General features: G+C 65.7%; 21 protein-coding genes. 9 read left to right on the forward strand and 12 right to left on the reverse strand.

All coding sequences use genetic code 11. The features are described 5' to 3' along the window. The first annotated feature begins 32 nt into the window (after window positions 1–32). From IAE40_RS13590 to IAE40_RS13600, 3 genes are read left to right on the forward strand one after another with little or no spacing between them, the layout of a single operon-like run. A complete protein-coding gene (locus IAE40_RS13590; RefSeq protein ID WP_325167278.1) occupies window positions 33–1,190 on the forward strand; it encodes an efflux RND transporter periplasmic adaptor subunit in 1,158 nt (385 codons plus the stop codon). Between the two features lie 15 nt (window positions 1,191–1,205). Then, window positions 1,206–4,385 (forward strand): efflux RND transporter permease subunit, encoded by a 3,180-nt coding sequence (locus IAE40_RS13595; protein WP_200603355.1) that lies wholly within the window; start codon window positions 1,206–1,208, stop codon window positions 4,383–4,385. After that, window positions 4,378–5,805 (forward strand): efflux transporter outer membrane subunit, encoded by a 1,428-nt coding sequence (locus tag IAE40_RS13600; protein WP_200603356.1) that lies wholly within the window; start codon window positions 4,378–4,380, stop codon window positions 5,803–5,805. Before IAE40_RS13595 ends, IAE40_RS13600 begins: the two co-directional genes overlap by 8 nt. 50 nt (window positions 5,806–5,855) lie before the next feature. Here IAE40_RS13600 and IAE40_RS13605 read toward each other — a convergent pair whose 3' ends face one another. The 10 genes from IAE40_RS13605 to IAE40_RS13650 form a co-directional block, all read right to left on the reverse strand. Beyond that, window positions 5,856–7,187, reverse strand: coding sequence for an OprD family porin (locus IAE40_RS13605; RefSeq protein ID WP_200603357.1), 1,332 nt, complete (start codon window positions 7,185–7,187; stop codon window positions 5,856–5,858). 111 nt (window positions 7,188–7,298) lie between these two features. Next, window positions 7,299–8,654, reverse strand: a complete 1,356-nt coding sequence (locus tag IAE40_RS13610) for an MFS transporter (protein WP_197891157.1) — start codon at window positions 8,652–8,654, stop codon at window positions 7,299–7,301. Between the two features lie 61 nt (window positions 8,655–8,715). Beyond that, window positions 8,716–9,729, reverse strand: a complete 1,014-nt coding sequence (dmpG, locus tag IAE40_RS13615; RefSeq protein WP_197891155.1) for a 4-hydroxy-2-oxovalerate aldolase — start codon at window positions 9,727–9,729, stop codon at window positions 8,716–8,718. A gap of 4 nt (window positions 9,730–9,733) precedes the next feature. Next, on the reverse strand, window positions 9,734–10,669 hold the full coding sequence (locus IAE40_RS13620; RefSeq protein ID WP_200603358.1) for an acetaldehyde dehydrogenase (acetylating): 936 nt from the start codon (window positions 10,667–10,669) through the stop codon (window positions 9,734–9,736). Between the two features lie 16 nt (window positions 10,670–10,685). Next, the gene (locus tag IAE40_RS13625; RefSeq protein WP_054892124.1) at window positions 10,686–10,883 is read right to left on the reverse strand and encodes a tautomerase family protein; all 198 of its coding nucleotides are present in this window, start codon (window positions 10,881–10,883) and stop codon (window positions 10,686–10,688) included. Window positions 10,884–10,897: 14 nt separating this feature from the next. Continuing rightward, a complete protein-coding gene (dmpH, locus tag IAE40_RS13630; protein WP_112898682.1) occupies window positions 10,898–11,701 on the reverse strand; it encodes a 2-oxo-3-hexenedioate decarboxylase in 804 nt (267 codons plus the stop codon). Window positions 11,702–11,713: 12 nt separating this feature from the next. Further along, window positions 11,714–12,496, reverse strand: a complete 783-nt coding sequence (gene dmpE / locus IAE40_RS13635; RefSeq protein WP_065861828.1) for a 2-oxopent-4-enoate hydratase — start codon at window positions 12,494–12,496, stop codon at window positions 11,714–11,716. 10 nt (window positions 12,497–12,506) lie between these two features. Next, the gene (locus tag IAE40_RS13640) at window positions 12,507–13,967 is read right to left on the reverse strand and encodes a 2-hydroxymuconic semialdehyde dehydrogenase (RefSeq protein ID WP_200603359.1); all 1,461 of its coding nucleotides are present in this window, start codon (window positions 13,965–13,967) and stop codon (window positions 12,507–12,509) included. Between the two features lie 20 nt (window positions 13,968–13,987). After that, the gene (locus IAE40_RS13645) at window positions 13,988–14,695 is read right to left on the reverse strand and encodes a class II aldolase/adducin family protein (protein WP_197891149.1); all 708 of its coding nucleotides are present in this window, start codon (window positions 14,693–14,695) and stop codon (window positions 13,988–13,990) included. After that, window positions 14,692–15,555: a VOC family protein gene (locus IAE40_RS13650; protein WP_200603360.1), complete on the reverse strand. Its 864-nt coding sequence runs from the start codon at window positions 15,553–15,555 to the stop codon at window positions 14,692–14,694. Before IAE40_RS13650 ends, IAE40_RS13645 begins: the two co-directional genes overlap by 4 nt. A 106-nt stretch (window positions 15,556–15,661) precedes the next feature. On the opposite strand from IAE40_RS13650, the gene IAE40_RS13655 reads away from it, so the two are divergent. After that, entirely contained in the window at window positions 15,662–16,561 is a 900-nt protein-coding gene (locus tag IAE40_RS13655; RefSeq protein ID WP_153774876.1) for a LysR family transcriptional regulator, read from the forward strand. A gap of 126 nt (window positions 16,562–16,687) precedes the next feature. Continuing rightward, entirely contained in the window at window positions 16,688–17,467 is a 780-nt protein-coding gene (locus tag IAE40_RS13660) for a TSUP family transporter (protein WP_112898686.1), read from the forward strand. Between the two features lie 69 nt (window positions 17,468–17,536). Here IAE40_RS13660 and nudC read toward each other — a convergent pair whose 3' ends face one another. Both nudC and IAE40_RS13670 read right to left on the reverse strand, forming a co-directional pair. Further along, window positions 17,537–18,367, reverse strand: coding sequence for an NAD(+) diphosphatase (gene nudC / locus IAE40_RS13665; RefSeq protein WP_054892132.1), 831 nt, complete (start codon window positions 18,365–18,367; stop codon window positions 17,537–17,539). A 36-nt stretch (window positions 18,368–18,403) separates the two neighbouring features. Further along, window positions 18,404–19,216 carry a crotonase/enoyl-CoA hydratase family protein gene (locus IAE40_RS13670; protein WP_054892133.1) on the reverse strand — a complete coding sequence of 271 codons (813 nt, stop codon included), beginning with the start codon at window positions 19,214–19,216 and terminating at the stop codon, window positions 18,404–18,406. Between the two features lie 199 nt (window positions 19,217–19,415). Here IAE40_RS13670 and IAE40_RS13675 point away from each other — a divergent pair, with 199 nt between their 5' ends. From IAE40_RS13675 to IAE40_RS13690, 4 genes are all read left to right on the forward strand, one after another. Beyond that, window positions 19,416–20,033: a dihydrofolate reductase family protein gene (locus IAE40_RS13675; protein ID WP_200603361.1), complete on the forward strand. Its 618-nt coding sequence runs from the start codon at window positions 19,416–19,418 to the stop codon at window positions 20,031–20,033. 77 nt (window positions 20,034–20,110) lie between these two features. Continuing rightward, on the forward strand, window positions 20,111–21,076 hold the full coding sequence (locus tag IAE40_RS13680; protein ID WP_200603362.1) for an MBL fold metallo-hydrolase: 966 nt from the start codon (window positions 20,111–20,113) through the stop codon (window positions 21,074–21,076). A gap of 103 nt (window positions 21,077–21,179) precedes the next feature. Further along, the gene (locus IAE40_RS13685; protein ID WP_197891139.1) at window positions 21,180–21,608 is read left to right on the forward strand and encodes a DUF2231 domain-containing protein; all 429 of its coding nucleotides are present in this window, start codon (window positions 21,180–21,182) and stop codon (window positions 21,606–21,608) included. Next, on the forward strand, window positions 21,605–22,897 hold the full coding sequence (locus tag IAE40_RS13690; RefSeq protein WP_197891137.1) for a PQQ-dependent sugar dehydrogenase: 1,293 nt from the start codon (window positions 21,605–21,607) through the stop codon (window positions 22,895–22,897). Before IAE40_RS13685 ends, IAE40_RS13690 begins: the two co-directional genes overlap by 4 nt. Window positions 22,898–22,913 lie beyond the last annotated feature (16 nt).

Genomic DNA, 22,913 nt, shown 5'->3' on the forward strand with positions numbered 1-22,913 from the left:
CGCCCATCAATCCCCTCGTTAAGGATGATCCTGTGCGCGCCCGATTAGTCGCCGTTACCGGAATGATCGCCACGGCCTTGCTGGTCAGTGGCTGCAACCCAGAATCCAGCCAGGCCGCCAGCGCCAGTGCCCCCGATGTCGAAGTGATCCCGGTCACCCAGCAAAGGGTCAAGACCTGGGACACGTTCAATGGCCGGGTCAGCGCCACCGAGACGGTAGCGATCCTGCCCCGCGTCGGCGGCTACATCACCCGGGTGGCCTACCGCGAAGGCGCCGAAGTCAGAAAAGGCGACCTGCTGTTCGTCATTGACCAACGCCCCTACCGCAACGCGCTCGACAGCGCCCGCGCCCAACTGGAACGGGCCCGGGCGTCGCTGGCGTTCGCCAGCCAGCAAGACCTGCGCGCCCAGCAACTGCTCAAGAGCAGCGCCGTTTCCCGTGAAGAAGCCGAACAGAAGCGCTCGGCCCGCGAGCAGAGCCAGGCCGAGGTTCGCGCCGCCGAATCCGCCGTCGCCACGGCGGCGCTGAACCTTGAGTTCACCGAAGTGCGCGCGCCCATCGACGGGCGCACCAGCCGTGCTCAACTGACGCTCGGCAACCTTGCCGTCGCCGACCAGTCCGTGCTCACCTCCGTGGTTTCCCAGGACCCGGTGCACGTCTACTTCGACCCCGACGAACACAGCTTCCTGAAATACCAGAAAGCCCTCAGGCAGGCCGCCAGCACCGAGGTGCGCATCGGCCTTGCCAGCGACGACGACTATCCCTACAGCGGCGAGCTGAGCTTCATCGACAACCAGGTGAACGCCAGTACCGGCACGCTGCGCGCCCGTGCGACCGTGCGCAACCCCGACCGCCTGCTCACCGCCGGGCTGTACGCGAAGGTCCAGCTGGCCGTGGGCGAACCGGCGCTGGCCACCCTGGTGCCAGACCGGGCGATCCTCACCGACCAGGACAAGCAGTACGTCTACGTGCTTGGCAGCGACAACAAGGCCGAACGCCGTTACGTCGAAACCGCTCAGCGCATCGAGCGCCAGCGCGTCATCCGCTCGGGGCTGGTCGCAGACGACCGCATCATCGTCTCGGGCCTGCAGAACGTGCATGCCAGCGGCAGCCCGGTCACCCCCCACGCACTCTCCGGCGACACCCGCGAACTTCAGGTTTCCAGTGCCGCGCAACACGACAAGCAATAGCCAGGGGTTCCAGCCATGGACTTTTCCAAGTTCTTCATCGACAGGCCGATCTTCGCGATCGTCCTGTCGATCATCATTTTCGCCGCGGGCCTGGTGGCCATCCCGCTGCTGCCAGTGGGTGAATACCCCGAAGTGGTGCCCGCCACCGTCGTGGTGAAAGCCACCTACCCCGGTGCCAACCCCAAGGAAATCGCCGAGTCCGTCGCCGTGCCGCTGGAAGAAGCGATCAACGGCGTGGAAGACATGATCTACCTCAAGTCCGTCGCCAGCTCCAACGGCACGCTGCAGGTGGTGGTCACCTTCAACGCCAAGGTCGATCCGGACACCGCCGCGGTGCGGGTGCAGAACCGGGTGAGTCAGGCCCTGTCGCGCCTGCCCGAGTCGGTGCGCCAGTACGGAGTGACCACCCAGAAGCAATCGCCGACGCCGTTGATGTTCGTCGACATGTACTCGACCAACGACCAGTTCGACGCCCTGTACCTGCGCAACTACCTGCGCCTGCATGTGAAGGACGAGTTGTCGCGCATTCCCGGCATCGGCGACGTCATCCTCTACGGTGCGGGCGACTACGCCATGCGCATCTGGCTCGACCCGCACAAGCTCGCCGCGCGCAACCTCACCGCCCAGGACGCCATTGCCGCCATCCGCCAGCAGAACGTGCAGGTCTCGGCCGGGCAACTGGGGGCAGAGCCTTCGCCGCAGGACAACGACTTCCTCATCTCGATCAACGTCCAGGGCCGCCTGAAGACCGAACAGGAATTCGCCGACATCGTGCTCAAGAACGGGCGCGACGGACAGGTAACGCGGCTGTCGGATGTGGCGCGGGTGCAGCTGGACTCCGGCGACTACACCCTGCGCGTGTTCCGCGGCAAGAACCAGGAAGTGGCCGTGGGCATCTTCCTCACACCCGGCGCCAACGCCATCGAGGTGGCCAACGCGGTCTACGCCAAGCTCGACAGCCTATCGAAGGACTTCCCCGAAGGCGTGAGCTACACCAGCGTCTGGGACCCGACGGTGTTCGTCCGTGAATCAATCAGCGCCGTACAGCACACGCTGTTCGAGGCCATGGTCCTGATCGTGCTGGTGGTGGTGCTGTTCCTGCAGACCTGGCGCGCCTCGATCATTCCGCTGATTGCCGTGCCAGTGTCGATCGTCGGCACCTTCGCCTTCCTCTACCTGCTCGGATACTCGGTCAACACCCTGACCCTGTTCGGGCTGGTGCTGGCGATAGGCATCGTGGTGGACGACGCCATCGTCGTGGTGGAAAACGTCGAGCGCAACATCGAGCTGGGGCTGACGCCGCTGCAGGCTGCACACCAGGCCATGCGCGAGGTGTCGGGGCCGATCCTGGCAATCGGCCTGGTATTGTGCGCAGTGTTCGTGCCGATGGCCTTCATGAGCGGCGTCACCGGGCAGTTCTACAAGCAGTTCGCCGTCACCATCGCCATCTCCACGGTGATCTCGACCATCAACTCGCTGACCCTGTCGCCGGCCCTGGCAGCCAAGCTGCTGCGCCACCATGACACGCCACCCGACCGCCTGACGCGCCTGATGAACGCCGCCCTGGGCTGGCTGCTGCGTCCGTTCAACCGTTTCTTCAACCGCAGCTCGCAGCGTTATGAAGGCAGCATCGCCCGCATCCTGCCGCGACGAGGCCTGGTGTTCGTGGTCTACGCCGTACTGCTGGGAGCCACGGGTGTGCTGTTCAATGTCATCCCCAACGGTTTCATCCCCAATCAGGACAAGCTGTACCTGTTCGCCGGTGCCACCCTGCCGCCCGGCGCCTCGCTGGCCCGCTCCGATGCGGTCGCCAGACAGATGTCGGCCATCGCCTCGAGCATCGAAGGGGTGGCCTACGCCAACTCCTATGTCGGCTCCAACGCCCTGCAGAACACCACCACGCCCAACCTGGTGACCTCCTACGTGCTGCTCAAGCCATTCTCCGAACGCACACGCAGCGCCGCAGACATCAACGCCGAGCTCAACCGCAAGTTCGCCGCGATCAAGGATGGCTCGGCCTACGCGCTGCTGCCGCCGCCGATCCAGGGCCTGGGCAACGGCTCCGGCTACTCGCTGTTCCTGACCGACCGCGGCGGGCTGGGCTACGCCGCCCTGCAGAAGGCGCTCGAGCGGTTCCAGGCCGAGGTGGCCAACACCCCGGGCATGACCTTCCCGGTCAGCTCCTACCAGTCGGACATTCCGCAGCTGCAAGTGAAGATCGACCGCACCAAGGCCCAGGCCCAGGGCGTGGAACTGACCGCAATCTTCGACACCTTGCAGACCTACCTGGGCTCGGTCTACGTCAACGACTTCAACATGCTCGGCCGCGTGTACCGCGTCGTGGCCCAGGCCGACACCCCGTTCCGCCAGAACGCCGCGGACATCGGCAGCCTGCGCGTGCGCAACCTGCAGGGCGAGATGGTGCCGATCAGCGCGGTGGTCGATATCGTGCCGACCTTCGGCCCGGACCCGGTGATGCGCTACAACGGTTACCCGGCCGCCGACCTGATCGGTGATGCCGACCCGCGGGTGCTGTCCTCGGGCGAGGTCATCGCGAAGCTCCAGCAGATCGCTACCCGCACCCTGCCGCGCGGTATCGAGCTGGAATGGACCGACCTCAGCTACCAGCAGGTGACCCAGAGCAACACCGCAGCGATCGTCTTCCCCGTCGCCGTGATGCTGGCCTTCCTGGTACTGGCGGCCCTGTACGAGAGCTGGACCTTGCCCCTGGCGGTGATCCTGATCGTGCCGATCTGCATGTTCGCCGCGCTGACCGGCGTGTGGCTGGCCGGCGGTGACAACAACGTGTTCGTGCAAGTGGGCCTGGTGGTGCTGATGGGGCTGGCCTGCAAGAACGCCATCCTGATCGTGGAGTTCGCCCGCGAGCTGGAGATGCAGGGCCAAGGCACCGTCGAGGCGGCGTTGCAGGCATGTCGCCTGCGCCTGCGCCCCATCATCATGACCTCGGTAGCCTTCATCGCCGGCGCCGTGCCGCTGCTGGTCGGCACCGGCGCGGGCAGCGAAGTGCGCCATGCCACGGGGGTCACCGTGTTCTGCGGCATGCTCGGGGTGACGTTCTTTGGTCTGTTCCTGACACCGGTGTTCTACGTGGTGCTGCGCAAGCTCGGCGCCACCATCCCCAACCATCCGTCGCACATGGCGCCGAACAGCACCGAGGGCCTGATCCATGAGTAAGCCGGCAAACTGGTCGCTGGCAGCGGTGCTGGCCCTCCTGCAGGGCTGCGCCGTAGGCCCGGACTACCATCGCCCCCCGACCCCGCAGGTACCCGACAGCTTCTCCCAGGCAACGGCCACGCCTGCCGTGCAGCCACAGGCCAGCGCTGCCGACGACGCGTTCTGGACGCGCTTCGACGATCCGCAGCTCACAGCCCTGGTGAATACGACACTGGCAAGCAACTACGACCTGCGCACAGCACTGGCCAACTACGACGCTGCCAATGCCCTGCTGCGCCTGGCCCGCTTCGACCAGGCCCCGACCGTCACCCTGTCGGCCCAGGCCGGTCACCAGCGCCTGGCCAGCGACGAGGCCAACGGCGCCAGCCGCAGCCACGACCTGTACGCCAACAAAGCCGTGCTGGGCTGGGAGCTGGACTTCTTCGGGCGCGTGCGCCGTGCAGTCGAATCGCAGCAGGCCGAGACCGCCGCCCGGGCAAGCGATCTGCAGGCCATGCAGGTTGCGGTGGTCAGCCAGGTGGCGACGACCTACATCGACCTGCGTGCAGCGCAGCGGATGCTCACGCTGACCAACGCCAACGCCGAAAGCCAGCGTCAGACCCTGGCCGTCGTGCAGGGGCGCCTGCAGGGCGGGCGTGGCTCCAGCTACGACCTGTCCAGGGCCCAGGCCCAGCTCGACACCACCTTGTCGCGCATGCCGCAGTTGCAGGCGCGCATCGCCGTCGACAAGCACCGCCTTGCAGTGCTCGCCGGGCTCGCGCCAGCAGCGCTCGATGCGCAGCTGCAGCATGTGGTCGACATGCCACGGATACCGGCGGCCATCGAGCCGGGCACCCCGGCGCAGATTGTCCGGCGCCGACCGGATGTCGCCACAGCCGAACAGCAATTGCACGCCGCCACCGCCCGGGTGGGTGTCGCCACTGCCGACCTGTTCCCGCGCCTGAGCCTTGGCGCCGCGCTTGGTACCTATGCCTTCACGGGCACAGGTCTGTATGGCGGCGCCAGCGAATCGAACCTGGCTCTGCTGGGCATCGATTGGTCGTTCCTCGACGTGGGGCGGGTGAACAGCCGCATCGCAGCGGCCGACGCCGAAGCGGCCGGTCGCCTGGCGGGGTATCAGCAGACCGTGCTGGTCGCGCTGGAGGATGTCGAGAATGCCCTGGTGCGCCTGGCCAGGAGCAAGGAGCAGACGCTGCGCCTGACCAGCGCGGCCGATGGTTGGCAGAACGCGGCCAACCTCTCCAGTGCCCGCTACGAAGCTGGTGCCATCGAGCTGTTCGAGCTGCTGGACGTACAGCGCTCGCTCTACGAAGCGCAGCTCCAGCAAGCCGACAGCCAGGCGGGCAGCACCACCCGCGCCGTGGACCTGTTCGTCGCACTTGCCGGCGGGTGGCCACAGCACCCGGTGCAGCAGGAGTAGCGCCCGTTCACGAGCAAGCCCGCGCCCACGAAAGTGGCGCGGGCTGTGCCTTAGAACAACGGCAGGCTGTAGGTGATGTAGAGACGGTTCTCGTCCAGGTCACGCTGGTTGGCGTAGGTGCTGCGCAAGCTGGCGTTGCGCCAGGAGAACGACAGCCCCTTGAACATCTCGCCCTGCACTGCGTAGGTCACCCAGAAATCGCGCTCCCACTCATGCTGGTCACCCTGCGCCGACTTGATGTTGTCGCCGCGCTGGTAGGCCAGCAGCGTGGTCAGGCCCGGAATGCCGACAGCGGCGAAGTTGTAGGTGTGCTGCGCCACCCAGGTCCGCTCGCCGGCTTTCTGGAAACGTGCACCGGTCTGGCGGTCGGTGATCAGGTAGGTGGCCGAGCCATCGCCCTGGTTGACGAAGGGAAAGTCGCTGTCGCCTTCAAGCTGCTGGTAGCCCAGGCTGAAACCGTGGCCGCCGAGGCTGTAGGTGAACAGCCCGGCAAACGCCTGGTTATCGACCTTGCCGTTGTTGCCGAAACCAGCACTGCGGTAGCCCTCGGCACGCCCAGCCACGCTGCCGTTACGCCCCGAAGGGCCGCTGTCGAAATAGCGCAGGTCGGTCTTGAGGCTGCCCACCGGCAAGGCCAACTGGTGCACCAGGCCGACGAAGTGCTGGCGATAGAAGTCCTCCAGCTCACCGTAGTAGTACTGCAAGGTCAGGTCGCGGCTTACGGCATAGTCGACGCCGAAGAAGTTGAACGCATTGCTGCGTTTGCCGAACGGCCCGCCCGCCCCGGCAATCGCCATGCCTTCGTTGTTCGACGAGTTGCGGCTCTTGACCCGCTGGATCTGCCCACCGGTAAACGTGAAGTTGTCCAGGTCGCGCGAGGTGACCTGCAGGCCTTCGAAGGTTTCCGGCAGCAGGCGACCGTCGTTGAGGGTCAGCACCGGCATTTTCGGACGCAAAGTGCCGAGCCGCGCCTCGGTCTTGGCAACGCGCAGCTTGCCAGTCATGCCCAGGGTGCTGAACTCGTCCACCGCACGGCCATCGCTGTCGGTGGGAAACACCAGGCCACCGCGGTTGGTGCTCTGCGGGTTGTAGTGGGTGCCCTTGCCCGAATCCAGACGAATGCCAAGCATGCCCAGGGCATCGACACCGACACCGACGGCGCCCTCGGTGTAGCCGGAAGTGAAGTCGAACAGAAAGCCCTGGCCCCACTCCTCCTGCTTGGACGGGTTGGCGCTGCCGCTGCGGTTGTCCTGGTTGAAGTAGATGTTGCGCATTTCCAGGCGCGCATGGGAATCCTCGATCAGGCCAGCGGCCTGGCTGGTCAGGGGGGCCAGCGCCAGGGCGATCAGCCCGGGAGCGAAAGAAGACCGTTTGCAAGACATGCTGTGTGCTCCTCGTTTCTTGTTGTTATGTGCAGCGCGAACGCCGGGCGCAGGCAAGCCGTGCCCGACGCCGCTTCTGTCAGGAAGCGGGCGCTGGTACTCGTTCAGGGATCAGGAGTGCGCGGGAGGTGCTTCAGCCGGCCAGGCCGCAGATGGCCGGATGCTCAGCCGGTACAGCACGAAGATCGCCGCCGCACCTGCCACCACTGGGATGGCCAGCCAGTGGAAGAACACCACCGGCGTACCGGCCGCGGCGATCAGCCAGGCCCCCAGGGTCGAGCCGACGATGGAGCCGGAACGCCCGCAGGCCATGGCCCAGCTGACCCCTGTGACGCGGGCCGTGGTCGGGTAGAGGGTCGCCGACACCAGGTTCAGGCCGTTTTGCGCACCGGCCACGCCGAAACCGATCAGGAACACCGCCGCCGCCAGGCCATAGATATCGCCCATCAGGTAACCGGTTACCGCGATCACCACCGCCGCCCCCAGGTAGGAGCAGGCCAGCACACGGTACGGCCCGACACGGTCCATCAGCAGCGCCAGCAGGATCGCCCCGACCGTGCCGCCCAGCGGAACCATCGCACCGACACGCGCGGCATGGGCGATGTCGTAACCGGCGTCCTTGAGCAGGCTCGGCAGCCAGCTGGTCAGGAGGTAGAAGACGAACAGCGAGCAGAAGAACGCCAGCCACAACAGCAACGTGCGCACCGCGCGGCCCTCGATGAACAGGTGCGAGATCGGCGAACGGACCTGCGCCGGGCGCTCGTCGTCGAGGATGGTCACCCCGGCATAGCTATTGCCGGTGATGCGCTCGACCACCTTGCGCAGGGCATCGCCATGCTTGGGGCTCGAAGCCATGAAGCGCACCGATTCAGGCATCAGCCAGGCCAGCAACGGCAGCATGGCCAGCGGCACGATACCGCCGATCATCAGCACGCCACGCCAGCCGAACAGCGGGATGATCTGCGCCGCAAGCATGCCGCCCAGCGCAAGGCCCGCGGTGAATCCGCTCCAGCTCAGGGTGACCATGATCATCCGCCGCCGCGCCGGTGAGTACTCCGAGCTCAGGGTGATGCAGGTGGGCATCGCCCCGCCCAGGCCGATACCGGTGACGAAACGCAGTGCGGTCAGCGACTCGATCGAGTGGGCATAGGCCGAGGCCAGGGTGCCGACGCCGAACACCAGCACCGACACCAGCAGCACGCGCTTGCGCCCGATGGCATCGGCGATGGGCCCGAACACCAGGCTGCCGACCAACAGGCCGAACAGACCGGCACCGAAGGCCGGCGACAATTGTGCCGGTAGCAGGCCCCATTCCTCACGCAGGGCCGGAGCGATGTAGCCGATCGCAGCGGTGTCGAAGCCGTCGACCAGTACGATCAGGAAACACAGGGTAAGAACGATGATCTGGTAAGGCGAGATTCGTGCGTTATCGATGATCTCGCCGATTCGGGCAGTGTGCTGGCTCAAGGTATTTCCCCTTTTTATTAGGCTTGTGGTTGGGGCAAAGCAATGGCAAGGCGTTGTGGTTTCAGGGTCGCAGCAGGTCCAGGGCAACGTCGACGATCATGTCTTCCTGACCGCCCACCATCTTGCGACGGCCGAGCTCGACGAGGATGTCCACGGTGTTCAGGCCGTAGCGGCGGGCAGCGACCTCAGCGTGGCGCAGGAAGCTGGAATACACCCCGGCGTAGCCGAGCGCCAGGGTTTCGCGGTCGACCCGCACCGGGCGATCCTGCAAGGGCCGGACGATATCGTCGGCCGCATCCATCAGCCGATACAGGTCGGTGCCGTGATTCCAGCCCAGGCGTTCGGCGGCCGCGATGAACACCTCCAGCGGCGCGTTGCCGGCACCAGCCCCCATGCCGGCAAGGCTGGCGTCGATGCGATCGCAGCCCGCCTCCACCGCGGTGATCGAGTTGGCCACGCCCAGGCTGAGGTTGTGGTGGGCGTGCATGCCGGTCTCGGTGGATGGGTCGAGCACCGCCTTGAACGCCTGGAAGCGCTCGCGTACATCCTGCATGTTCATCGCGCCGCCCGAGTCGGCCATGTACACGCAGGTGGCGCCGTAACTTTCCATCAGCCTCGCCTGCTGCGCCAACGGCTCGGGCGCCAGCATATGGCTCATCATCAGAAAACCCACGGTGTCCATGCCCAGCTCGCGGGCGTACTCGATGTGCTGGCGCGAGACATCGGCTTCGGTGCAGTGGGTGGCGATGCGCACCACCCGGGCTCCAGCGTTGTAGGCATCCTTGAGATCATGCACGGTGCCGATGCCGGGCAGCAGCAGCGTGGTGATCTTCGCGTGGCTGATGACCTCGGCCACCGCTTCGATGTACTCGAGGTCCGAGTGCCGGCCAAAGCCATAGTTGAAGCTCGAGCCCTGCAGGCCGTCACCGTGGGCGACCTCGATCGAATCGACCTTGGCCTGGTCCAGCGCGCGGGCGATGTCGCGGGCCTGTTGCAAGGTGTACTGATGGCGGATGGCATGGCTGCCGTCGCGCAGGGTGACATCGGAAATATAGAGTTTCTTGCCGGCGTTCATGTGTTCAACCCTCCACGAACTGGGTAGCGGCGATGCGCTCGGCACAGGCCACGGCCGCCGAGGTCATGATGTCCAGGTTGCCGGCGTAGGCCGGCAGGTAGTGCGCGGCGCCCTCGACCTCGAGAAACACCGAAGTCTTCAGGCCGCTGCGCAGCCCCAGCCCCGGAACATTCACCGGCTCGTCTGCCGGGATCACCTCGAACTGCACCTGCTGTTTGAGACGATAGCCGGGCACGTAGGCCTGCACGGCCTCGACCATGGCTAGGATCGAGCGCTCGACCGCCGCCTGGTCTGCCGGCTCCGACAGCACGAACACGGTGTCGCGCATCATCAGCGGCGGCTCGGCGGGATTGAGGACGATGATCGCCTTGCCCTTCTGTGCCCCGCCGAGTTTCTCGATGGCATGGGAAGTGGTCTCGGTGAATTCGTCGATATTGGCCCGGGTGCCGGGGCCTGCCGACTTGCTGCTGATCGAGGCGACGATTTCACCGTAATGCACCTTGGCCACGCGCGACACCGCAGCGACGATCGGTATGGTGGCCTGGCCGCCGCAGGTGACCATGTTGATGTTCGGCGCGGCCAGTTCGGCATCCAGGTTGATCGCCGGAATGGTGAACGGGCCAATGGCGGCGGGCGTCAGGTCGATGACCTTGACCCCGTGCTCCTGCAACAGCGCGTTGTGGCGACCGTGGGCACCGGCGCTGGTGGCGTCGAAGACGATACGGATATCCTTGAAGCCCGGCAGCGCCAGCAGGCCCTCGACACCCTTGGCGGTGGTCGCCACGCCCAGGCGCTTGGCCCGCGCCAGGCCATCGGAGGCCGGGTCGATGCCGACCATGGCGCCCATCTTCAGGTGCTGGCCGTTGCGCAGGATCTTGATCATCAGGTCGGTGCCGATATTGCCCGAACCGATGATGGCAACGCTGATCTTGTCGTTCATTGTCGTGGTCCTGTGTTCAGGCTTTGGCGCGGCGTTCGGCGAGGGTCTGGCCACCGGCGGCCCACTGGGTCTCGGGGATTTCCTGCAACAGGACGCGCACGCTCTCGACCGGTACTTCGAGGCTGTCGGCGATGGCCAGGGTGACCTTGTCCAGCAGCGCGCGCTTCTTCTCGGGCGTGCGGCCTTCAGCGATATGGATGATGGCAATAGGCATGTCAGGTACTCCTGTCAGCGTTGGCCGGACGAGGTGAAGCGCATCGACACGCTGCCCAGGTGTTGGTAGCGCACGGTGACGTTGTCGCCCGCCTGCACTGCAATGGCCTCGGTGATGCCGCCGGTCATGATGAAGGTGCCCGCCGGCAGCTCGCGGCCCTTGGCGCCGAGCATGTTGGCGAGCATCGCCACGCTCTGCGCCGGGTGCCCGAGCACCGCGGCACCGGCTCCGGTGGCGACCACCTCGCCGTTCTTTTCCAGCACCACGCCCAGGCACTTGAGGTCGATGCCCTCGACCCCGGACATGCGCCCGCCCGTGACGAAACGTGCCGACGAGGTGTTGTCGGCAATCACGCTCTTGAGGTCGAAACGGAAGTTCTCGTAGCGCGAATCGATCACTTCGACCGCCGGCACAATGAAGTCGGTGGCCGCCAGCACGTCGCCAACATGTACACCCGGCCCCTTGAGCGGGTGCTTGAGGACGAAGGCGATCTCGGCCTCGACCTTGGGGTGGATCAGGCTGTCGACATCGATAGCCGCGCCGTCGAGGCTCGAGCCGTAGTCGGTGAGAAAGCCGTGGATCGGATCGGTGACGCCCATCTGCTTCATCTTGGCGAACGAGGTCAGGCCCATCTTCAGGCCGGCGATACGCACGCCACGGGCCTGCTTGCGGGCGCGGATGGCGTCCTGGATGGCATAGGCGTCGTCCCAGTCCATGTCGGGGTGGGCGTCGGTGATCTTGGCCACCGCCTCACGCTTGAGTTCGGCGTTTTCCAGGTGTTCGGCCAGTTGGGCGATGGTGGCTTGGGACAGGTTCATAGGGGTTTTCCTTCAAACGAAGCGAACAGCGGCCGAGCCGATGCCGCCGAGGCTGATACGCAGTTGGTCGCCGGCCTGCACCGGCACCATGGCCGCCAGCGAACCGGAGAGAATCACCTCGCCCTTGTTCAGCGCGATGCCGAGGCGGCCGAGGGTGTTGGCCAACCAGGCCACGGCGTTGGCCGGATGGCCAAGCGCGGCGGCACCGGCGCCGGTGGCGACGATCTCGCCGTTCTTTTCCAGGGTCATGCCGACACAGGCCAGGTCCACGTCACGCGGATCGACACCGCGGTCCCCCAGCACGAAGGCAGCGGCCGAGGCGTTGTCGGCGACGGTGTCCTGGATGCGGATCTTCCAGTCGCGAATGCGCGAGTCGACGATCTCGAAGCACGGCATCACATAGGCGGTGGCGCGCAGCACATCGGCGACAGTGACGCCCGGACCCTGCAGAGACTCCTTGAGCACGAACGCAATCTCACCTTCGGCTTTGGGCGCGATGAGGCCGTCGATAGCGATGGCCGCGCCATCGGCGTGGAGCATGTCGCTGAGCAGGTGGCCGAAGTCAGGCTGGTCGACGCCGAGCATGTTCATCACCACCTGGCTGGTGACGCCGATCTTCTTGCCCAGCACCCGCTCGCCCGCGTCCAGGCGCGGCTGGATCATCGCCAGCTGCACCTGGTAGGCCTGCTCCAGGGTGATATCGGGGTGAGTTTCGGTCAGCGGCGCCAGGGCCTGGCCACACGCCAGGGCCTGGTGCAGTTGCTGGCCAGCGCGCTGGATGTCGTTCAGGTTCATGATGTGCTCCTCACAGGCGGACGCAGACGTTTCGCAATTCGGTGTAGAACTCCAGCGAGTGCACGCCTCCCTCACGGCCGATGCCCGACTGCTTGGCGCCGCCGAAGGCGGTACGCAGATCGCGCAGGAACCACGCGTTGATCCAGCAGATGCCGACATCCAGCGCGCTGCCCAAGCGGTGGGCGACCTGCAGGTCGCGGGTCCAGACACTGGCGGCCAGCCCGTAAGGGGTATCGTTGGCCAGGGCCACGGCCTCTTCTTCGGTGTCGAACGGCGCGATGTGGCAGCAGGGGCCGAAGATCTCTTCGCGGATCACCGCCGAGGTTTCCGGCAGGCCGGTCCAGATGGTCGGTTCGAACCAGGCGCCTTCGGCCAGGTGCGCCGGCACCTGGGGAATGCCGCCGCCGCACACCACGGTGGCGCCATCGGCGACAGCCTGACGGGCGTAGGACAGCACCTTCTCGCGATGGCCGAGGGAAATCAGCGGCCCCATGATGGTGCCATGGGCGTTCGGATCGCCCACCACGATGCTCGCGGCGTGCGCCTTGAAGGCCTCGACGAAGCGCTCGAACAATGGCCGCTGCACGTAGATGCGTTCAGTCCCCAGGCACACCTGCCCACTGTTCTCGAACACTGCGCGCCCCAGCCCCTTGACCGCTTTCTCAAGGTCGGCGTCGGCAAAGACGATACCGGCATTCTTGCCGCCCAGCTCCAGCGACACCGGACGAATGCCCTTGGCCGCAGCCTTCATGATGACCTCGCCAGTCCCGGTCTCGCCGGTAAAGGTCACGCCATCGACATCCGGGTGCGAGGTCAGGAAGGCCCCCGCCGAATCGGCGCCAAAGCCATGCACCACGTTGTACACGCCCGGCGGCACGCCGGCCTCGTTCATCACCTCGCCGAGCAGCGTGGCAGTGGCCGGGGTTTCCTCGGACGGCTTGACCACCACGGTGTTGCCGCAGGCCAGGGCCGGGCCGACCTTCCAGGTCATCAGCAGCAGCGGCAGGTTCCACGGACAGACCACGCCGATCACGCCGCGCGGTGCTCGCACGGCGTAGTTGACCGCCTTGCCGCCGTCCGGGGTGTCCATCACGAAGCTTTCGGTTGGTACGTTGCGGATCAGGTCGGCGAACACCTTGAAGTTGGCGGCGCCTCGCGGAATGTCGAGGTGCCCGGCCAGGTGTGCAGGCTTGCCGGTGTCGGCCACTTCGGCCGCGACGAACTCGGCGTGGCGACGCTCGATGCCCTCGGCGACCTTGTGCAGTAGCGCAGTACGCTGGGCAACCGTCATCGTCCCCCAAGGGCCTTTGAGGGCGGCACGGGCAGCGGCCACGGCGGCATCGACTTCGGCTTGCCCCGCTTCGTGGACGAGGCCGATGACACTGTTGTCGGCAGGGTTGCGGTTTTCGAAGGTGCGGGCACTGCTGACCCACTCGCCATTGATGAAATGACGAAACGTTTGCGCAGGCATGATCGGTAGTCCTCTGTTTTTTATTCGAATACGGTGTCGCTGGCTTCCGGATCGCCGACAGTGAGGTATTCCCACATCCGCTCGTAGATCCGCCCGCCACGGGTGGCGCGTTGCGCGCAGGCCTGGGCATCGAGCAACGGGCCGCGCTCGGCCAGGCCTGCGGCCTGCAGCTGCAGCTCGATGCGCGCGGCATCCTCCAGGTACCAGGTCAGGGTCAGCGCCTCGACCAGGGATTCGCCGGCGACGATGGCACCGTTGCCGCGCATGGCCAGGGCCTTGCCTTGGCCGAACAGCTCAGCCAGCGCGCTGGCCTGGGCATCGTCACGCAGCAACTGGACGTCGTCCCACAGCGGGATCGACGGTTGGAAGTAACTGCCCATGCCGTGCCGCGGCAGTGGCGTGAGACCGGCGCAGGACAGCGCCATCACCTGCGCCGGCATGCTGCGGATCACTGCGCCCAGGTCGGCGCGGCGGCGGTAGAGCTGCTGGTGGATACGCACCTCGCCCAGCACACCGTCTGGCAGCGGCCCATGGACCGGCACCACGGTGCCCGGCTCGCCCACGCCGATCAGGCCCATCGGGCGCGCTGCACAGACCAGGAAGTGCTCGGCGTCCAGACGCAAGCTGCAATGCCCGTAGGCATGCGCCAGGCCGGCGCGACCCAGCGCCCGGGCCGCCATGCGCACCTGGCGTTGCTGCGCCTGGCTGGCGAGCGGTGCGCAACTCATGACTTGAACTCCGGGATATCGGGTTTAGAACCCCAGGCGCAGTACGAAGACGATACGCCGGGGAACTGCCGTGGCTGGTGGCTGGAGTCGTCTTCGGCGCTGATGTGGCTGACCCCGGTGGAATACTCGTAGGTCATGCCGTCCGGCCCTTCGAAGTACAGGAACACGGCACCCGAGGTCGGATGCCGACCCGGGCCGAAGAGGATCTTGATGTTGCGCTCGCGCAGGAAGTAGTAGGCGCGCATCACGTCGTCGATGCTCTCGACCTGGTGGTTGATGTGCTGCACCCCGGCGTGGCTGGAGGGGAACAGCGCGATCTTGTGGTGCACCTCGTCGATACGCAGCAGCGGCGCCTCGCCGATGCGATCGCTGACCCGTGCGTTGGCCAGGCGGGTCCAGAAATCCTCGTCGCGGCGGGCGTCGGTGGTGCGCAGTCCGATATGGCTGAAGCCGGTGATGCCAGCGTCGCGGCTGGGGAAGTAGCGGCTGCCGCTGGCGTGGGGGCGCAACACCAGTTCGATGTTGTTGCCGCTGGGGTCCTTGAAACGGATCAGCTCGTTGACGTGGCGCACCTCGGCGTCTTCACGCGAGCCGTGCACCACGCTGAAGGCATTGCGTTCGAGCAGCACGGCGGCGTGCTCCAGCTCGTCGCTGCTGGTGACCTCGAAGGCGGTTGTGGTTTCGCGCGGGTCACCCTCGTAGTAGCACAGGGTGTGATCGCGGCTGTCGGAGCGAAAATACACCGCACCGCTGGCCTCGCGGGCCACCTGCAGACCGAGGATCTGCGTCGCGTAGCGGCGTGCATCGTCCAGGTTGGCGGTACCCAGGCGCACGTAGCGGATATCGTGCAGGTTGATCATGGGTGGAGTCCCTTGGTTTTATTTTTGTCTGGACTCATCCTCGCAACCGGCGCTTAATCGCAGAAGCTAATTCTCTTTATTTGCACTATTTGATTTGGTTATAGAGATGCGCACCGACCTCAATCTGCTTCGCGTCCTGCTGGCCGTCTACGAAACCGGCAACGTCACCGCTGCGGCGAAACAGCTGGGTATCAGCCAGCCCGCCGCCAGCGCCGCCCTCGCCCGTCTGCGCCATTCGCTGCAGGATCCACTGTTCATCCGCTCCGGTGCCGGCATGGAAGCCACGCCACGGGCCCAGGGCATCATCGAGCGCACCCGCGAAGTCATCGAAATCATCGACCGTGACATCCTCAGCAGCCCGACCTTCGACCCTGCCACCGCCGAAGACGAGTTCGTGTTCTGCCTGAGCGAGATCGGCGAGGTGGTGTTCCTGCCGTCGTTGTTCCAGAAGCTGCGCCAGCTCGCGCCACGCATTCGCCTGCGCACGCTCAGCCTGGCACCCGATGCGCTCACCGACAGCCTGCATGACGGCAAGGTCGATGCCGTGCTGGGTTACTTCCCCGACCTCACGGCCCCCAACATCTATCAGCAACGGCTGTTCTCCCACGACCTCACCTGCATGCTGCGCCGCGGCCACCCACTGGCCCGCGAGCGCCTGGCGCTCGAAGATTTCGCCCGCATGGAGCACCTGCAGGTGCGCGACGGCAGCCGCCGCCAGGAAATGTTCGAGGCGCACCTGAACGAAGCGGGGATCAAGCGCAACATCGTGCTCGAGACCTCGCACTACATGAGCGTGCCCTCGATCATCGAGCAATCCGACCTGGTGGTGGTGCTGCCACGCACCGTGGCCAATCTGTACCTGGATACCGTGAACGTGCAGATCGTCGAGCCGCCGGTGGAGATCCCGTGCTACGACCTCAAGCAGTTCTGGCACGCACGCTTCCAGCAGGCGCCACGCAGTGTGTGGTTGCGCAGGGTGATCAGCGAATTGTTTGCGCAGGGCTAGGCACGACGGATTCCCAAGCTCCAGCCACGCTAGCGACTCTGGCAAGGGCGCGCCCCGAGGGCTACCATGTGCAGCCTCTGGCGCGACCTTTTGCCGCGCCCTCGCCTGTAGCCTGAAAGCCGTCCCATGCCCTTCGAACTCACCGTAGAACCGCTTACCCTGTTGATCCTCGCCGCAGTGGCCTTCGTCGCCGGTTTCATCGATGCCATTGCCGGTGGCGGCGGCCTGCTCACCACCCCCGCCCTGCTCACCGCCGGCATGCCGCCGCACCTGGTGCTGGGCACCAACAAGCTCAGCTCGACCTTCGGCTCGGCCACCGCCGGGTTCACCTACTACCGGCGCAAGCTGTTCCACCCGGCGCAGTGGCGCCTGGCGATCGTCGGCACCCTCAGTGGCGCGCTGATCGGCGCGGTGATCGCGCACTACATGCCCGCCGAATGGCTGAACAAGATGCTGCCGGTGATCGTCTTCGCCTGTGGCGTGTACCTGCTGTTCGGCGGCACCCCCAAGGCGCCGCTGGATGCCGATGCACCGATCAGGAAAAAATGGCAGTTCCCCCAGGGTTTCAGCCTAGGTTTCTACGATGGCGTAGCAGGCCCCGGCACGGGTGCGTTCTGGACGGTAAGCACACTGCTGCTCTACCCCATCGACCTGGTACGTGCCAGTGGTGTGGCGCGCAGCATGAACTTCGTCAGCAACATCGCGGCGCTGACGGTGTTCGTGATTTCCGGGCAAGTGGACTACATCGTCGGCCTGGCCATGGGCGTGTCGGTGATGATCGGTGCATTCTTCGGCGCCCGCACCGCGATCAGCGGCGGTAGCAAGTTCATTCGCCCGGTGTTCATCACCGTGGTGCTGGCGCTGACCGTGCGCCTGGCCTGGCAGCACTGGTTCGGCCAGGCCTGAGCGGCCCAGCCCTCATCTGGTTTAACCACGATAACAACCCCGTCGTGGTTGCACGCGGAACAGCCCTGATCAGGTCGGCAGCACCGGCTCTGCCAGCCCCAGACGCCGCGCCACGTACAGGTCGATCAGGTAGCGGGCGATGGAGCGCCCGGCGGGCAATGGCGGCAGGTCGTGCACGCTGAACCACTGGGCATCCTCGATCTCGTCAGGCTGCATGACGATCTCGCCGCCAGCGTACTCGGCGTGGAAGCCCAGCATCATCGAATGTGGGAACGGCCAGCACTGGCTGCCCACGTACTGGATATTCTTGACCTGCACCGCCACTTCCTCGCGCACTTCGCGCACCAGGCAATCCTCCGCCGACTCGCCCGGTTCGGCAAAGCCGGCCAGGGTGCTGTACACCCCGGTGACGAAGCGCGGCGAGCGCGCCAGCAGGATTTCGTCGCCACGGGTCACCAGCACGATCATGCTGGGCGAGATGCGCGGGTAGCTGCGCAGGTCGCAGGCCTGGCAATGCATCGCCCGCTCCCAGCGAATCTGCGTCATCGGCTGGCCGCAGCTGCCGCAGAAACGATGCTCGCGCGCCCAGGTGCCGATCTGTGCGGCGTAACCCAGCAGCTTGTAGGTGTCGAAGTCGCCTTCGAGCATGAACTGGCGCAGGCCGCGCCAGCTCATGCCCGGCAGTTCGCTGGCAGTGCGCAGCTCCAGGAGGAACACCGGTTCGCCGTCGAAATGACCGATACCGTGCTCGCAGAGCACGTCCAGCTCCTGGCGCTTGAGCCAGTCCCGCGGGAACAATGCACCGTTGTCGTCCACCAAGAACCCCGCAGGGCTGCGGGCGACGGCCAGGCCGCCAGCGGTCTGCGGGTCGAGTACTGCGGTAGTCCAGCGTGCTGACATGTTCGGATCCCTTCAGGCGCGTGCGCCGTCGGGAAGTCAGTCGGCGAACGTCGGTTTCTGTTTGTTCATGTGGGCCGCCACCGCGACCCGCAGGTCTTCTGACTGCAGCATGGCGGCGTTCCAGGTGGCGATGTACTGCAGGCCATCGTCGATACGATGGTCGCGCATGTAGCTGATCATTTCCTTGGTGCCGGCCACGGCGATGGGCGATTTTCCTGCAATTTCGCGGGCGATGGCAAAGACACCGTCGAGCAATGCAGCCTGGTCGTCATAGACCCGGTTGACCAGGCCGATGCGCAATGCCTCGGTGGCGTCGATCATACGCCCGGTGTAGGCCAGCTCACGCATCATGCCGTCGCCGATGATACGTGGCAAACGTTGCAGGGTGCCGACATCGGCGGCCATGCCCATGTCGATTTCCTTGATCGAGAACTGCGCATCAGCGCTGCAATAGCGCATATCGCAGGCCGACACCAGGTCGATGGCCCCGCCGATGCAATAGCCCTGAATCGCCGCCAGCACCGGCTTGCGGCACTTGTCGACGGCCGTGAACGAGCTTTGCAGGCGCAGGATGGTGCGGCGCAGCAGGCGCGCATTGCGGCCGGCGTCCTTGCCCATCTGGCCGGCCAGCGAGGCCAGCATCATCAGGTCGATCCCCGAGGAAAAATGCTTGCCCGCGCCGCTGACAACCACCGCCCGCACCGCCTCGGTGTCGTCGATCCACTGGAAGATCTCGACGATTTCCTCCCAGAAGGCCGCGTTCATCGCGTTGATTTTTTCCGGGCGATTGATCTGTACATGGGCGATGTTGTCGGTCAGTTCGACCTTGAACGCGGTGTACTCGGTCACGGGCGGCACTCCTGTGGGGAAAGGGTTCACGCGCCGGACTATAACGCACCTGCAAGGCCGTGCTTATGCCAAAGGCGGGACTGATCGCCGCGGGTAACGAATGGGCTGTCGATTCACGCCTTGCCCGTTCGACCAATCTTCAGGAACCGCAGTGACCTATTCTTCCACTGCCCCGAACACCCCTCGCGAGGACATCCCCATGCGCACACTCAGCGTTGCCGCGTTCGTCAGCCTGGACGGCGTCATGCAGGCCCCTGGCGGCCCGCAGGAAGACACCAGCCAGGGCTTCGGTTTTGGCGGCTGGCTCGTGCCCTATGCCGACGAGACCTTTGGCCGGGCCATGCAGACGCTGTTCAGCCAGCCCTTCGAACTGCTGCTGGGGAGGCGTACCTACGACATCTTTGCCGGCTACTGGCCCAAGGTAGAGGCCGACTCGGACAACGCGCCCATGGCCGAGCTGTTCAACAAGGTGCCCAAGCACGTCGCCACCCACCACCCTGACACCCTCGACTGGCAAAACAGCCGCGCCCTGGGCGCTGATGTGATCCAGGCCGTCCGTGCGCTCAAGCAGCAGGACGGCCCGGCACTGCTCACCCAAGGCAGCGCCGAACTGGTACAGCAACTGTTGGCTGCCGGGTTGGTGGACGAGCTGCGCCTGTTGATCAACCCGGTAATGCTCGGGCACGGCAAACGGCTGTTCGCAGACAACGCCCAACCGGCAGCGCTGAGCCTGGTGGAGTCCTTGAGCACGCCACGCGGGGTACTGCTCGCCCATTACCGGCGCAGTGGCGCGGTGCAGACCGGCAGCTTTGCCTGACACAGCGCCCAACCCGGGTTGTGCCCACCGGCGTGTCGCGCCTTAGAATAGGCCGACACTCTCTGGAAGCATTTCATATGGACCTGCTGTTCCTGGGCACCAGCGCCGGAGCGCCCACCAAGGCGCGCAATGTCAGCGCAACGGCTGTCATCGACACGAGCGGCAGCGGCTGGTATCTGGTCGACTGCGGCGAGGCCACCCAGCACCAGCTTCTGCACACGCCGTTGTCGGTGCGCGACCTGCGCGCGATCTTCATCACCCACGTGCATGGCGACCACTGCTTCGGCCTGCCCGGCCTGCTGGCCAGCGCCGGTATGTCCGGGCGCAGCGAGCCCCTCGAGCTGATCCTGCCAACTGCCCTGCACGACTGGGTGCGCCTGAGCCTTTCGGTCAGCGACACCTACCTGCCCTTCGAGCTGCGCCTGCACGCTGCTGAAACCTTCGGCACCTGGAGCAACACCAGCCTGCAGGTCAATGCGGTCGAGCTGTCCCATCGGGTGCCGAGCCGTGGCTATGTGTTCACCGAGATCAACCCCGAGCCACGCCTGGACATCCCGCGCCTGGAGGCCGACAGCATCCCGCGCGGCCCGTTGTGGGGCGAACTGGCCAAGGGCATTGCCGTGGTTCACGAGGGCCGCACACTCGATCCACGGCACTACCTGCGCGCCTCCCGGCCTGCGCGACGGGTCATCGTCTGTGGCGACAACGATCGCCCCGAACTGTTGGCAGAGGTTGCCAAGGGCGCGGATGTACTGGTGCACGAAGCGACCTTCACCCAGCCACTGATCGAACGCACTGGCATCAGCTTTGGGCACAGCAGCGCCGAGGCGGTGGCGCGCTTCGCCCAGGCCGCCGGAGTGAAGAATCTCGTGCTCACGCACTTCAGCGCGCGCTACCAGGGCGATCCACGACGCAGCCCGTGCATCGACGACATTCACGCCGAAGCCCAGGCCCACTACGACGGTTGCTTGATCTTGGCGCGCGATCTCCAGCGTTATCACCTGGACCGAAACGGGCAGCTGGTACGCGAACAAAATACTTGAACGCGAAATTGCACTGAACCAACCGACCACCCGCGCGATCCTTCCCTAGGCGCAGCCAGCGTAAAAAATCGCTGGCTTTCATCGCCAACGACAAGGAGCCGCCATGAGCACGACCGTCCACGACCCCTACCGGTGCACGCCCGGGCCGCTGCATGCGACCCTGCTGGCCGGCACCGTGCCGCTGTTTCTCGGTGCACTGATCAGCGACATCGCCTACTACCAGACCTTCCAGATCCAGTGGAGCAACTTCGCCGCCTGGCTGATCGCCGGGGGGCTGTTGTTCTGCGGCCTGGCGTTTTTGTTCGCACTGGCCAACCTGGTGCGCGCCGAACGCAAGGCTGGGCGCCCGGTACTGTATGTACTGCTGTTGCTGGTGACCTGGCTGCTGGGGCTGGTCAACGCCTTCGAACATGCCAAGGATGCCTGGGCGGTCATGCCCTCGGGGCTGGTATTGTCGGTGATCGTCAGCGTGTTGGCATGCATCGCCACCTGGGTCGGCCTGACCAACCTGCGCTCGGGAGGTGCAGCATGAAGACACCTCTTGCGCTGTCGATCCTGAGCATGAGCCTGCTGCTGGCCGCCTGCGGTGGTGACGGCGATGCCACCCAGGCCCGCGGCCCCGACCCGAAACTTCCGGCCCCCGAACGTGGCCTGCTGCCGAGCATGAAGATCGCCGAACCCGCACTGTGGGGCGAGCAGAAACCCAAGGTGCCGGAGGGCTACAGCATAACGGCCATCGCCACCGACCTGAAGATCCCGCGCCAGACGCTGATCCTGCCCAACGGCGACATCATCGTGGCGGAAGGCCGTGGCGGCAATGCCGCCAAGCTCAAGCCCAAGGACGTGATCGCCAGCCAGATCAAGGCCAAGGGCAACACCCAGGTGAAAAGCGGCAACCGCCTGACCCTGCTGCGCGACGCCGATGGCGACGGCCGCTACGAAGTGCAGACGGTGTTCGCCGACAACCTCAACGCCCCCTACGGCCTGGCGTTTGCCGATGGCAAGCTGTACGTGGCCAATCAGGACGCACTGGTGCGCTTCGACTACACCGAAGGCCAGACCAAGGCCGACGGCCCGCCGACCACGCTCACCGAGCTGCCCTCGGCGATCAACCATCACTGGACCAAGGCGCTGACCATCAGCCCGGACGGGCGCTACCTGTATGTGGGCATCGGCTCGAACAGCAACATCACCGAGCGCGGCATGGAAGTGGAGATCGACCGCGCGATGGTCTGGCAGATCGATGCCCAGACCGGCGCCCACAAGCCCTACGCGACCGGCCTGCGCAACCCGACGGCGCTGACCATCCAGCCTGATTCGGGGCAACTGTGGGCGGTGGTCAACGAACGTGACGAGCTGGGACCGGACCTGGTGCCGGACTACCTGACCTCGGTGCGCGAGGGGGCGTTCTACGGGTGGCCCTGGAGCTACTGGGGGCAGAACGTCGATACCCGTGCCCAACCACAGAACCCGGAGAAGGTCGCCGCTGCGATCAAGCCGGACTACAGCCTGGGTTCGCACGTCGCTGCACTGGGCGTGGATTTCTCCCTGCCGGCGATGGGCGAAAAGTTCGCCAACGGTGTGTTCGTGGGTGAACACGGCAGTTGGAACCGACCGAACCCTGTCGGCTACAAGGTGATCTTCGTGCCGTTCAGCAACGGCAAGCCAGCGGGCGAGCCAATCGACTTCGCCACCGGCTTCCGCGGTGACGACGGCAAGACCCGCGGCCGCCCGGTGGGGGTGACGGTGGATCCGAAGGGTGCGCTGATCATCGCCGACGACCTGGCCAACACCATCTGGCGAGTGACGCGCAACCAGTGAGCCAAGGGCGATTGCG

The sequence above is a fragment of the Pseudomonas sp. S44 genome, from assembly GCF_016624805.1.
Classification (GTDB): Bacteria; Pseudomonadota; Gammaproteobacteria; order Pseudomonadales; family Pseudomonadaceae; genus Aquipseudomonas; species Aquipseudomonas machongensis.

Coding starts and splice junctions, on each gene's coding strand:
- IAE40_RS13655 (WP_153774876.1), top strand. CDS start 15,662: ATGCGCACCGACCTCAATCTGCTTCGCGTCCTGCTGGCCGTCTACGAA.
- dmpE (WP_065861828.1), bottom strand. CDS start 12,496: ATGAACCTGAACGACATCCAGCGCGCTGGCCAGCAACTGCACCAGGCC.
- nudC (WP_054892132.1), bottom strand. CDS start 18,367: ATGTCAGCACGCTGGACTACCGCAGTACTCGACCCGCAGACCGCTGGC.
- IAE40_RS13690 (WP_197891137.1), top strand. CDS start 21,605: ATGAAGACACCTCTTGCGCTGTCGATCCTGAGCATGAGCCTGCTGCTG.
- IAE40_RS13595 (WP_200603355.1), top strand. CDS start 1,206: ATGGACTTTTCCAAGTTCTTCATCGACAGGCCGATCTTCGCGATCGTC.
- IAE40_RS13600 (WP_200603356.1), top strand. CDS start 4,378: ATGAGTAAGCCGGCAAACTGGTCGCTGGCAGCGGTGCTGGCCCTCCTG.
- IAE40_RS13660 (WP_112898686.1), top strand. CDS start 16,688: ATGCCCTTCGAACTCACCGTAGAACCGCTTACCCTGTTGATCCTCGCC.
- IAE40_RS13680 (WP_200603362.1), top strand. CDS start 20,111: ATGGACCTGCTGTTCCTGGGCACCAGCGCCGGAGCGCCCACCAAGGCG.
- IAE40_RS13675 (WP_200603361.1), top strand. CDS start 19,416: ATGCGCACACTCAGCGTTGCCGCGTTCGTCAGCCTGGACGGCGTCATG.
- IAE40_RS13685 (WP_197891139.1), top strand. CDS start 21,180: ATGAGCACGACCGTCCACGACCCCTACCGGTGCACGCCCGGGCCGCTG.
- IAE40_RS13650 (WP_200603360.1), bottom strand. CDS start 15,555: ATGATCAACCTGCACGATATCCGCTACGTGCGCCTGGGTACCGCCAAC.
- IAE40_RS13605 (WP_200603357.1), bottom strand. CDS start 7,187: ATGTCTTGCAAACGGTCTTCTTTCGCTCCCGGGCTGATCGCCCTGGCG.
- dmpH (WP_112898682.1), bottom strand. CDS start 11,701: ATGAACCTGTCCCAAGCCACCATCGCCCAACTGGCCGAACACCTGGAA.
- IAE40_RS13620 (WP_200603358.1), bottom strand. CDS start 10,669: ATGAACGACAAGATCAGCGTTGCCATCATCGGTTCGGGCAATATCGGC.
- IAE40_RS13625 (WP_054892124.1), bottom strand. CDS start 10,883: ATGCCTATTGCCATCATCCATATCGCTGAAGGCCGCACGCCCGAGAAG.
- IAE40_RS13640 (WP_200603359.1), bottom strand. CDS start 13,967: ATGCCTGCGCAAACGTTTCGTCATTTCATCAATGGCGAGTGGGTCAGC.
- IAE40_RS13645 (WP_197891149.1), bottom strand. CDS start 14,695: ATGAGTTGCGCACCGCTCGCCAGCCAGGCGCAGCAACGCCAGGTGCGC.
- dmpG (WP_197891155.1), bottom strand. CDS start 9,729: ATGAACGCCGGCAAGAAACTCTATATTTCCGATGTCACCCTGCGCGAC.